General features: G+C 46.7%; 10 protein-coding genes. 2 read left to right on the forward strand and 8 right to left on the reverse strand.

The features are described 5' to 3' along the window. Positions 1 to 75: 75 nt before the first annotated feature. The 4 genes from ubiB to rmuC all read right to left on the reverse strand — a co-directional run bounded on the left by ubiB (position 76) and on the right by rmuC (position 4,744). Positions 76 to 1,710 (reverse strand): ubiquinone biosynthesis regulatory protein kinase UbiB, encoded by a 1,635-nt coding sequence (gene ubiB / locus CAG69_RS14105; RefSeq protein ID WP_104974618.1) that lies wholly within the window; start codon positions 1,708 to 1,710, stop codon positions 76 to 78. Continuing rightward, positions 1,707 to 2,342 carry a ubiquinone biosynthesis accessory factor UbiJ gene (locus tag CAG69_RS14110; RefSeq protein ID WP_065646522.1) on the reverse strand — a complete coding sequence of 212 codons (636 nt, stop codon included), beginning with the start codon at positions 2,340 to 2,342 and terminating at the stop codon, positions 1,707 to 1,709. Before CAG69_RS14110 ends, ubiB begins: the two co-directional genes overlap by 4 nt. Before the next feature lie 11 nt (positions 2,343 to 2,353). After that, a complete protein-coding gene (gene ubiE / locus CAG69_RS14115; RefSeq protein ID WP_005379210.1) occupies positions 2,354 to 3,133 on the reverse strand; it encodes a bifunctional demethylmenaquinone methyltransferase/2-methoxy-6-polyprenyl-1,4-benzoquinol methylase UbiE in 780 nt (259 codons plus the stop codon). A 78-nt stretch (positions 3,134 to 3,211) separates the two neighbouring features. Continuing rightward, positions 3,212 to 4,744: a DNA recombination protein RmuC gene (gene rmuC, locus CAG69_RS14120; protein WP_005394435.1), complete on the reverse strand. Its 1,533-nt coding sequence runs from the start codon at positions 4,742 to 4,744 to the stop codon at positions 3,212 to 3,214. A 168-nt stretch (positions 4,745 to 4,912) separates the two neighbouring features. Between rmuC and CAG69_RS14125 the strand changes: the two genes are divergently transcribed. Continuing rightward, on the forward strand, positions 4,913 to 5,821 hold the full coding sequence (locus CAG69_RS14125) for a DMT family transporter (protein ID WP_161444779.1): 909 nt from the start codon (positions 4,913 to 4,915) through the stop codon (positions 5,819 to 5,821). 191 nt (positions 5,822 to 6,012) lie between these two features. Further along, entirely contained in the window at positions 6,013 to 8,460 is a 2,448-nt protein-coding gene (locus CAG69_RS14130) for an EAL domain-containing protein (RefSeq protein WP_161444781.1), read from the forward strand. A gap of 18 nt (positions 8,461 to 8,478) precedes the next feature. Here CAG69_RS14130 and CAG69_RS14135 read toward each other — a convergent pair whose 3' ends face one another. From CAG69_RS14135 to CAG69_RS14150, 4 genes are read right to left on the reverse strand one after another with little or no spacing between them, the layout of a single operon-like run. Then, positions 8,479 to 9,549, reverse strand: a complete 1,071-nt coding sequence (locus tag CAG69_RS14135) for an AI-2E family transporter (protein WP_005394430.1) — start codon at positions 9,547 to 9,549, stop codon at positions 8,479 to 8,481. Positions 9,550 to 9,592: 43 nt separating this feature from the next. After that, a complete protein-coding gene (locus CAG69_RS14140) occupies positions 9,593 to 9,943 on the reverse strand; it encodes a hypothetical protein (protein ID WP_104974623.1) in 351 nt (116 codons plus the stop codon). Then, positions 9,933 to 10,445, reverse strand: coding sequence for a hypothetical protein (locus CAG69_RS14145; RefSeq protein ID WP_161444783.1), 513 nt, complete (start codon positions 10,443 to 10,445; stop codon positions 9,933 to 9,935). Before CAG69_RS14145 ends, CAG69_RS14140 begins: the two co-directional genes overlap by 11 nt. Positions 10,446 to 10,491: 46 nt before the next feature. Then, complete coding sequence (locus CAG69_RS14150) at positions 10,492 to 10,740, reverse strand: hypothetical protein (RefSeq protein ID WP_005394426.1); 249 nt, start codon at positions 10,738 to 10,740, stop codon at positions 10,492 to 10,494. Positions 10,741 to 10,976: the final 236 nt, after the last annotated feature.

Genomic DNA, 10,976 nt, shown 5'->3' on the forward strand with positions numbered 1-10,976 from the left:
TGCCAAACACTGATACCACCCATTCTCTTTACCTCGGGTCTTTAAATAAACAAAAATATTTCAAGAGTTTAACGTCTATTGACGATAAGCTCGCCAACTAAGCAGCCAAAATGTGACACCTGCGATACCGCTGGCCAACGAAAGCTGCTCAAAAGCATTGTTCACCAATATTGCCGAGCATACGACTAAAGTGGCGCCAACGCCAAATAAAAACTTTCCTGTCGCCTGCTGGCGCTTGCTCTGACGATACCCTTGGTAAAGCTGATCCATGCGTTGGTTCATCGCTTTACCTTGTTTCAGGCTATCGTAAAGCAGCTCTGGCAGTTCCGGTAACTTCTCCGCCCAAAATGGTGCGCGATCTTTAATCGCATTCACCAAAGCTTGCGGCCCAACTTGATTCATCATCCATTCTTCAAGGAATGGTTTTGCCGTCTCCCACAAATCAAGCTGAGGGTACAGCTGCCTACCAAGACCTTCCACGTACAACAGCGTTTTTTGCAACAATACAAGCTGTGGCTGAACCTCCATGTTGAATCGACGTGCCGTGTTGAACAAATTCAACAACACATGACCAAAGGAGATTTCGCACAGTGGCTTAGCAAAAATAGGCTCACACACAATGCGAATCGCGAACTCAAACTCATCGACATTGGTATCGGCAGGCACCCATCCTGAGTCCACATGTAACTCCGCCACTCGGCGGTAGTCTCTATTGAAAAAAGCCAGGAAGTTTTCCGCCAGATAACGCTTGTCTTCACTATTAAGTGTACCAACGATTCCGCAATCTAGCCCGATCCACATTGGATTCTCTGGGTGTTCTGGTTTGACGAACACGTTCCCCGGATGCATATCGGCATGGAAGAAGCTGTCTCGGAACACCTGAGTGAAGAACACACTCACGCCGCGCTCCGCGAGCAATTTCATATTGGTGCCATTTGCTTTCAAGCCTTCAATATCAGAGACTTGAATGCCATATATTCGCTCAGAAACCATGACAGTTTCATTACTGAAGTCAGGAAAAACTTCAGGAACATACAATTCTTCGCTGCCTTCAAAGTTGCGGCGCAACTGAATGGCATTCGCCGCTTCACGTCGTAAGTCGAGTTCATCAAGCAATGTTTTCTCGTATTCACGCACGACTTCGACTGGTTTTAAACGACGTGCTTCAGGCATCGCTCCGGCGACTATACGCGCCATTCGGTGCATCAGTTTTAGATCTGAATCAATGACCGGGCGAATATCTGGGCGGATAACCTTTAATACCACTTCTTGGTTAGAGTCTTTTAAACGCGCAGTATGCACCTGAGCAATCGATGCTGACGCCAGTGGTTTGATATCAAACTCGGTAAACCAGTTTTCTAACGGGCCACCTAATGCTTGCTCCATCTGCTTTTTTGCTAGCTCACCATCAAATGGCGCCACTTGGTCTTGAAGCAAAGCCAGGGGATCAGCAATGTGCGGAGGAAATAAGTCACGGCGCGTTGACATCATCTGACCGAACTTAATCCAAACTGGCCCCAGCTCTTGCAACGCTAAACGCAGGCGCTCACCAAGTGGTTTTTCTGGATGCTTGTTCTTAATCCAGAACAAGCTTTTGCGCAGTAATAACGGAGCTTTGGTCAGTTGGTGATCGGGAAGCAGCTCATCTAAGCCGTATTCCAATTGTACTTTGGCGATGTGGTATAAGCGCTTTAGTTCTGCTGGCGTCATGGTTTCTCCAATGCCGGCTTATTTGCATCCAGCTTATTCAGCAAAGCAGTCAAGCGTGCTTCAACGCGAGAAGCCTGGCTGCGAACCTCATCAACCTGGTCGCAAAAATACGCCACTTCTAGAGGAGCAGGTGCCAACTTCCACTCTTCAGTCACTACTTGCGCAAGATGACGCTGGTGTTTTTCTGCTTGAGACGCAAGAAAGTTGCCGATGTTTTTTGAACCTTGCACAAAGGTATGTGCGGCGACATCGCCAGTCACGCGAGACAACCACTCTTCAACATCTGGCTTGCAATCCACCATCAACTGAGAGAATTTCTGCGCCAATTGAATATCGCCTTCAAGCTCAAGTTTATCTTGTTTAATAAGGCGAGTAATGTTGGCCTGGTCACGCAGCTCTGGCAACACGCTCAAGTTGAGCGATAAGTAGCAGTTTGGCTGTCCTTCGTAATGACCGAGCACATCAATTTGCTGACTAAAAACGAACGTCAGTGTTTTATTGATCTCTTTCAGGTGAACTTGAATAACTTGACCTTTTAGACGCGCTAAACGACGGCCCAATGCAGGGTCGTCTTTGATCAGAGTATTCAGTGACGTTTCAATCACAGCGGTGATAAGTGGTTCAAATGGCATGCCGTTAACCCTTAGAATTTATAACCGCGATGCAAAGCCACAATACCACCAGTTAAGTTGTAGTATTTGGTGTTTTCAAAACCTGCGTCTTGCATCATGCCTTCCAGCGTTTCTTGGTCTGGATGCATACGGATTGACTCCGCTAGGTAGCGGTAACTCTCTGAGTCATTCGCAACTAGCTCACCGATTCTCGGCAATAAGTGGAATGAATATGCGTCGTATACTTTCGATAACGGCTCTAGCACTGGTTTCGAAAATTCTAGCACCAATAGACGGCCGCCTGGCTTCAATACGCGGAACATTGAACGAAGCGCTTTGTCTTTGTCAGTCACATTACGCAAACAAAAACTTATGGTGATGACATCAAAATAATCATCTGGGAACGGCAGTTCTTCTGCGTTGGCTTGAACGTAATGCACGTTACCCACAATACCGTTGTCACGCAGTTTATCGCGACCAACGTTAAGCATTGAGTTATTGATATCGGCAAGGATGACATGGCCTTCATCACCAACAATACGCGAGAATTTCGCCGTTAAATCACCCGTACCACCACCTAGGTCAAGAATACGTTGGCCAGGGCGAGCGCCACTACAATCGATTGTGAAGCGCTTCCAAAGGCGGTGAATACCACCAGACATCAGGTCATTCATGATGTCGTATTTTGTTGCCACGGAGTGGAATACTTCGGCAACCTTAGTCACTTTTTCGTCTTTTGCCACTGTAGAGAAACCAAAGTGAGTGGTTTCATTCTCTAACGCTGTATTGGATTGCAAACTTGTGTCCGTCATTCTAATTCCTCTTAGGCAGCGCTTTCTCTCTGCGGGGCGTTTGCTGACAAATAAAATCGCCCACTGCACTGCGGGCGATTAGTTTACTTTATCCTCAGCCGGATGTCTTTCTACTAACGGGTCATTTTCTGAAAATGAATCACTCTGCGCTAACTGTGCGAGGTCAGAAGAAATTGGTCGTTTGATTTCAACCCCAAGGTGCTTAAAGCTTTCGGCTTGACGAATCACATTCCCGCGCCCTGTGGCAAGCTTGTTCATTGCGCCTTGATAGCTTTGATTCGCCTTATCCAGCGCACCGCCGAGCCCTTCCATGTCGTCCACAAACAATCGTAATTTGTCGTAGAGTTTTGTCGCGCGCTGCGCAATCATTTTGGCGTTTTCATTCTGCCGTTCATTGCGCCATAGATTATCAATGGTGCGCAGTGCCACCAGCAACGTTGTTGGGCTCACCAAAATGATGTTTTGCTCCATCGCGTCTTTGATCAAACTTGGATCGGCTTGAATCGCGACTTGGAAAGCAGGCTCAACCGGAATAAACATCAGCACATAGTCCAAACTCTGAATACCTTTGAGTTTGTGGTAGTCCTTCATGCTTAAACCCTTAATGTGAGCACGCAGTGCGGCTAAGTGCGCACTCAAAGCCTGGTCTCGCTCGGCATCAGTTTCGGCGTTGAAATAGCGCTCATAGGCGACCAGCGCCATTTTAGAATCCACAACCACTTGTTTGTTTTGTGGGAGATGCACAATGACATCAGGTTGGTAACGCTTGCCTGCTTCATTTTGTAAGTTCACCTGAGTCTGATATTCGTGTCCTTCACGCAAGCCAGATTCGGCAAGCACCCTCGCGAGCACTACTTCGCCCCAGTTACCTTGCTGCTTGTTGTCCCCTTTCAACGCTTGGGTCAAATTAACCGCTTCGCGCGTCATTTGCTCATTCAAACGTTGCAGGTTTTTGAGCTCATGCACTAAGGTATGGCGCTCTTTAGCTTCTTGGCTAAAGCTGTCATTAACGTGCTTTTTGAATCCTTCTAGCTGCTCTCGGAGCGGTGACAACAAACCTTCCAAACTCTGACGGTTTTGCAAGTCGACCTTCGCGGTTTTTTCTTCAAACAGTTGGTTGGCCAAGTGCTCAAATTGCTGTTTCAGGCGCGCTTCCGCTTGCTCTAGAATTTGCAGTTTTTCGGCATTGGCTTGGTTGATTTGCTCATGACGTGCTTGCTGCTCACGCAGTTGCGTTTCTAGACGTGATTTATGCTCACGCATCTGACCAAGCTCATCAAAGTATTGCTGGCGCTCTTGCTTTACAGCCTCGAAGTAACGCAGTTTTTCCATTGCTGCCATCAGCTTTCCATGTGTTTGGCGTACTTCAAACGCGGCTTTATCGCGCTCATCATCTAATTCATCCAACTCTTGCTGGGCATCGGCAAGGCTTTGTTTAACCTGTTCAAGCTGCTGTTGGTGAAGCTGCTTTTCTGAAACAAGTTGTTGTTCGAGAAGCTGAGTTTGGGTGATAAAACGCTGTTTCACCCACCAACCGACGGCGACACCACTAAGCGTGGCAGCGCAAAGAGAAGAGAGAATGAGAGATTGGTACTCAAGAATCCATTGCATAATAGCGAGTTAGCCTGTGTTTTGTATCTATAACAATGGTATTTAGACACTGGATAAATGTCCAGTTTGTTGGATGAAAAATCCTCGCATACACTAGGTTTTCCTATAATATTCTTTCTTCCGCTCAAATGAACCAAACCGAGCGGCACATCATCACGCAGAGGCATCATGAACGAGCGTCGCGCCCTAGGATTTGGGCTCTCAGCAGTATTACTTTGGTCTACCGTTGCAACCGCATTTAAACTCACGTTGGCAGAATTTACGCCAATCCAAATGCTGTGCATTGCCAGTATCGTCTCTGCGATTGCGCTGACGATAATCTGTGGTGTGCAAGGCAAGTTGGGCCAGTTAAGTGCCACCTTCCTCTCAAACCCTTGGTATTACCTACTGCTTGGTTTGATTAACCCCTTGGCGTATTACGTCATTCTCTTTAAAGCGTATGACTTGTTGCCTGCATCCCAAGCCCAAGCGATCAACTACAGCTGGGCCATTACCTTGACGCTAATGGCTGCTGTTTTCTTAGGGCAGAAGATCCGAGCTAAAGATTGGCTCGCTTGCGGTTTTAGTTATGTAGGCGTGATTGTGATTGCCACACAAGGCAATGTTCTCGGCATGCAATTCGAGAGCCCGTTGGGCGTGGGGCTGGCGCTGCTATCGACACTGTTGTGGGCTGGTTACTGGATTTTAAACACCAAAAATAAGGCCGACCCTGTGGTTGGTGTATTACTTGGTTTTTTGGTCGCTATTCCATTTGCCATTGGTTTAAGTATTTATGAAGGTGCGAGCTGGCAGGCAATCTCAATTAAAGGCTGGGCAGCGGTGACGTATGTCGGGCTATTTGAAATGGGGATTACTTTCGTCCTATGGCTAAGCGCCCTCAAATCGACACAAAACACAGCCCGCATCAGTAATCTGATCTTTGCTTCGCCATTCATCTCACTGATGCTATTGGCAACCATCATTGGTGAAGAAATTCATCCATCAACCTTGATTGGTTTAATACTGATCATCAGTGGATTAGTGGTCCAACAAGTATCGTGGAGTAAAAAAACCAAAGCCATGAGCACTTCTCAATGATGAACAAAAAACCTCAATAAACGATGCAATGAGTTGGATAAAAAAGAGATATAGCTAACAGTTTAATGATAGAAAGCGCCTTACGCTGCTGGGAATTACCTAAGCGTTGGATACGATACCAACACGGCCCAATAGCTTAAGCTAGATTCTAATACCACTATCTTTGGGCGCTTCAGGACACGTTATTAATTATGTTTCGCTTCGCTATTCCTTCGCCTTTGATGGCAGACTGGCAACAGGCTCTGCAACAATGCTGTGATGCTACTCAAGCTCAGGGACAACTTTATACTCTGAGCGATACCCAGCAGTGGCTATCAACTGAGGTGTCCACCTCGGTTCAAAATCATTGCGCTATCGTCGAAGTGGTAGTGCAAGTTGCCGATCAATTTAAACCGACAGACTTGACGATAAGCCACACATCCTTTGGACAGCAAACCTTGAGCATAGGTCCAATTTGGCTACCAAATGGCGATCTGTTTGCCGTATTAGCGCTAACTCACCCTGACGATCAAATCACGGTAGTGTCTGCTTGGCTGAGTGCATTAGTGGGGCGAATGAGCTTTGATGTCAGCTCACACTACCAGCAAGAACGAACACGCCATCAAACTGCAGCGACCACACCATTACCGACGCTGCAAGAGTTTATCGACTGTCTTGAAGACCATATTTGGATAAAAGGCATGGATGGTCTTTATTCGATGACCAATCGAAGCGTAGAAAATGCGTGGCAAAAGACCAACAGTGAGATCATCGGCAAAGATGATTTCGCACTATTTAGCCACGAGCGAGCAGAGAAGTTCATTGAGGCCGATAACTTGGTCGTGGCGACAGGCACGCTGAACATCGTCGAAGAATGCCGCCAAATTGATGAAAACAATAACCCAACTTGGCTAGAAACCATTAAATCTCCTGTCCGTGATAATGACGGTAACTTAATTGGCATTCTGGGCATGACGCGCAACATCACACGCCGGAAAATGGTCGAAACGCAACTCTCATTGGCGTCCAAAATTTTTAATAACTCACAAGAAGGCATGGTCATTACTGATCGCAATGCCAACATCATTGATGTAAACACAGCCTTTACTCAAATCACCGGCTATCGCTCTGAAGAGGTGATTGGAAAGAACCCTAGAATTCTGCGCTCAGGTCATCATGACCAAGGCTTCTATAAACAGTTGTGGCATCAGCTCGAAACCAAAGGTCAATGGAAAGGCGAGTTCATCAACCGAAAGAAAGATGGCAGCATTTACCCGCAGTTAGCGACCATTAGTGCCGTAATGGACGATAAAAATCATCTCATTAACTACATCTGTGTATTTGAAGATATTTCCGTGCGTAAAGCACACGAAGAAAAACTGCAGCGCATGGCCTTTTATGATCCGTTAACGAATCTACCTAATCGCACCCATTTACTTAGCTTGCTTGAGCAACACATTGAAACCGGGCACAAGAACCAACAGACGTTTGCCACCCTATTTCTGGATATCGACCATTTCAAGCACATCAACGATAGCATGGGTCACTTTTGTGGTGATCAGTTGCTGTCTAAGTTGGCTATCCGTCTGCAAGATATTCTTCACTTAAATGCGCATGTGGCTCGTATTGGCGGCGATGAGTTCGTGATCATTTTGCCGGACGTCCACAGTGATGTGGCTTTGCTGGAAACCGTCGGCGATATTCTCAGCGTTTTCCAACAACCGTTCGACTTGGCAAATCACGACTCACTGCGCGTCTCGACCAGTATTGGCATAGCCTTATACCCAAGAGACGGCCAAGACAGCGAAACCTTACTCAAAAACGCAGATACAGCAATGTACTTAGCGAAGAAAAATGGGCGCAACGGCTACGCATTTTACTCGCCAGATTTAACCGATAAATCCGTATCTCATGTGCGCATTCAATCTGCTTTACATCAAGCGATAGAAAAACAGCAACTTCGATTAGAGTTCCAGCCACAATATAACTTGGAGCAACATGCGATTGTTGGCGTTGAAACCTTATTACGCTGGCAGCACCCCGAATTTGGCCTTGTACCACCAGCCGACTTTATTCCAATTGCAGAAAAAACGGGGCTTATCCAAAGCATTGGCGAGTGGGTCTTGCTACACGCTTGTCAGCAAGGAAATGCTTGGCTGGAACAAGGCGTTGAGTTTGGCAGAATTGCGGTTAATGTGTCGGCATTACAGCTTCAGCAATCGAATTTCATTCAGAGATTGAGCGATATCCTCAATCAAACTGGTTTCCCTGCTCAACGGCTGGATTTGGAGATCACCGAGAGCTTTTTACTGATCGACCCTCAACAAGCCATTGCGTCGTTAAATCAACTAAGAGGCTTAGGCATCGAGATTTCTCTGGATGATTTCGGCACAGGCTATTCGTCTTTGTCTTATTTGAAAGGTTTACCCATCAATAAGCTGAAAATTGATCGTTCGTTTGTCAGTGATGTACCCAGCAACAGCGATAGCAATGCGATTGTAAATGCGATTATCGCCATGGGCAAAACACTGTCATTGAAAGTGGTAGCGGAAGGAATAGAAACTCAGGAGCAAGCCGATTACTTGTTCGAAAAAGGCTGTGTTTACGGTCAAGGGTATCTTTTTAGCCGACCAGTAAGTGCGGAAAAACTTTTTCGTTGAGCCAGCTTGTAGCCCAAGTCATTCTCGTGGAGCCACATCCTCGGGGATGGTTTGGCTTGGTTGACTTTGAGTTGATTGACACAGCTCTAGACGTTCAACCAAAATATTAATGCAGACCAATAGCGGTACACCGATTAAGAGCCCCATACCGCCCCAAAGCCAACCCCAGAACACGAGCCAAACGAAGATCACTAACGGATTTAAGTTGAACCTTTTCCCTAATAACGTTGGCGTGACAAACTGGCTTTCAATCAAGTTGATCAACAAATAGATAGACACCACAGTGAGCATAAAACTAACCGACTCCAACTGCAGATAAGCCACAAAACCGAAACTCACCATGGAGATGACTGGGCCGAGATACGGCGCAAAATTCATCACGCCAGCAAACGCGCCCCACAAGAACGGATCCTCAAGGCCTAAAACAAAAAACACCGCCCCAACACTCAACCCAAGTCCCGCATTCACCAACGTGATAGTGCCAATGTATCGAGATAGGTCTTTCTGTAGTGCTTTGACCAGTTCAATCGCTTGGCGCTGCTTGGCAAACCCATGCAAGTACGACACTGACTTTCGAAATAAGCTGCGTCCGTGATTGAGCATAAAATAAACCATAAACAGCACGATCATCGCTTGTGTCAAAATGGTCGGCGTCGTGGTCGCGAGTGTCTTCACCAAAGAAAATACGGTATTGTTCCCGACTTCATCCATACCCATATCGCTGGCAATATTCAGCGGCGTATTAAGGTGATCCGCCGAGGCTTGAGTCACTTCACTCACTTCTTGCGACACATTTTTCACGATACTGGGCAGCTCAGACCACCACTGCTTAGCAGGCTCCGACATGGCAGCAAGGCCAATAATTGAAGCACCAACCAAGAATGACAGAGTCACCACGACGGTAATCGCGCGCGGTAAACCTTTGTCTTCAAGATAGTTAATGAAAGGACTGCATAACAGCGAAATAAAGGTACTAAGCACAATAGGTAACAAGATTGGCTTAGCAAAATACAGCCCAGGAACGAGCAATAAGACAAGAAGGGTTGCACCAATCGCGGTGTTGGCAGGAATGTTCAATTTCGCTGTCATAAAAAGGCTCAAGGTCGGTAGGAATAATTATCGGCGAAAGCCGTTATTGGGGTTGCTCGACTTCTGTTTCTGTCGCGGTCTCTTCTGTCGAAGCAGTATTGCTTGCTTGTGGTTCAGCATTTCGCTCTTGTTCTACGCCCGACTGGTTAGAAGACGCGGCCCTAACTGGCTTGGCAAGCGAATCCGTTAGTTCGGAGACACTACTCGCCAATAGCCCCATGGAAGAGATAGAGGAAGTCAGTCGAGACAATCGACCCGCTTTGGCAGCGGTAACGGCAACGACAGCACTAATACCTAGCGTCGTCCAAGGATTTTCTTTCACAAACTTCTTAGTGGTAAACGTGAACATTTCCATCGATAAGCAGCATTGCTCTAAAGATGCTTTACCTTCCATCCGCTTGATTCGCATGGCTCGATTGAGCTTTTGTAGCGAGCGCATCCCACCCCTCCTGCAACTGTTCTGTCGTATTTTTGAATCCAAGGAAACCAACTAAACGCTTCTGCCACCAAGCTAGAGACAGTAATGCTAAACCTAAGGACGCAATAAATACGCCCACGGCAACATACACGTTAGCGGTCAGCTGATAAGTCACCACACCAGAGGCAAGGCACAAACTGAACACGAACAATACCGACAATAAGGTAAAAACAATGGTGCACAGCAAAATCTGTCGCGCTGCGGACGCATTAATTTTCACCTCCAAGAGGAACAAATCCAACGTTGAACCCGACCACGCTTTCAGCGATTGAGTCAATTGGTCCAGTTGTGAAAGAATACTGCTCAAACCATTGATGGTTTGTTGGATATCCTGCTCTTCTGCCCCACTTGGGGCTCGACCGCTGTCTGCTGCGGCCGAGCCCGGTTGCTGGTTGGTGACTTGTCCGGAATTATTCATTGGAACCCTCGCCTTCTGTTATGTGGCTTAATCCGTTGGACCGTGATTATTTGATCAGCTTCGAAACCGCCCAACCCGCAAGGAAGGCACAACCAATGCTCAGCAATGGACGCTCCTTGATAACGTTCTCTGCCGACTTGGTCGCCTGCTGAACGTGTTCCGCGCCCACATCAAATTTCTCTTTAGCTTGGTCTTTCATTGCGCCGACGGCTTCCGTCGTGGCTTGCTCCGCCAAGTGATATGCTTCTTCTAACTGCTCTTGAGGTTTTACTGTGCTTTCTTTTGTTGTAGCCATAACTAGCCTCCGTTGATGAGTTGAGTAGTAAATCAAGTGAAACAACTTTTGAACTCACTTACTCACTACAAAGCCATATCCGTGCCAAAATTATAAGCACATGTTTTTATTTAATTTTTGTTTTGTTTCACGACAAATCCTTATCTGTACGTGTAATTCTTTCCAGACTTCCCCAACATTCTTGTAATTTTTTCTTAGCGCCTCGTCTGCAACTCTCCAATTCTTGCGCAATAAAC

The sequence above is a fragment of the Vibrio sp. V43_P6S15P86 genome (genome assembly GCF_009904725.1).
Taxonomy (GTDB): domain Bacteria; phylum Pseudomonadota; class Gammaproteobacteria; order Enterobacterales; family Vibrionaceae; genus Vibrio; species Vibrio diabolicus.

Excerpts from the sequence above, each read along its gene's own strand:
- ubiB (WP_104974618.1), bottom strand. The coding sequence starts at position 1,710 with ATGACGCCAGCAGAACTAAAGCGCTTATACCACATCGCCAAAGTACAA.
- CAG69_RS14110 (WP_065646522.1), bottom strand. The coding sequence starts at position 2,342 with ATGCCATTTGAACCACTTATCACCGCTGTGATTGAAACGTCACTGAAT.
- ubiE (WP_005379210.1), bottom strand. The coding sequence starts at position 3,133 with ATGACGGACACAAGTTTGCAATCCAATACAGCGTTAGAGAATGAAACC.
- rmuC (WP_005394435.1), bottom strand. The coding sequence starts at position 4,744 with ATGCAATGGATTCTTGAGTACCAATCTCTCATTCTCTCTTCTCTTTGC.
- CAG69_RS14125 (WP_161444779.1), top strand. The coding sequence starts at position 4,913 with ATGAACGAGCGTCGCGCCCTAGGATTTGGGCTCTCAGCAGTATTACTT.
- CAG69_RS14130 (WP_161444781.1), top strand. The coding sequence starts at position 6,013 with ATGTTTCGCTTCGCTATTCCTTCGCCTTTGATGGCAGACTGGCAACAG.
- CAG69_RS14135 (WP_005394430.1), bottom strand. The coding sequence starts at position 9,549 with ATGACAGCGAAATTGAACATTCCTGCCAACACCGCGATTGGTGCAACC.
- CAG69_RS14140 (WP_104974623.1), bottom strand. The coding sequence starts at position 9,943 with ATGGAAGGTAAAGCATCTTTAGAGCAATGCTGCTTATCGATGGAAATG.
- CAG69_RS14145 (WP_161444783.1), bottom strand. The coding sequence starts at position 10,445 with ATGAATAATTCCGGACAAGTCACCAACCAGCAACCGGGCTCGGCCGCA.
- CAG69_RS14150 (WP_005394426.1), bottom strand. The coding sequence starts at position 10,740 with ATGGCTACAACAAAAGAAAGCACAGTAAAACCTCAAGAGCAGTTAGAA.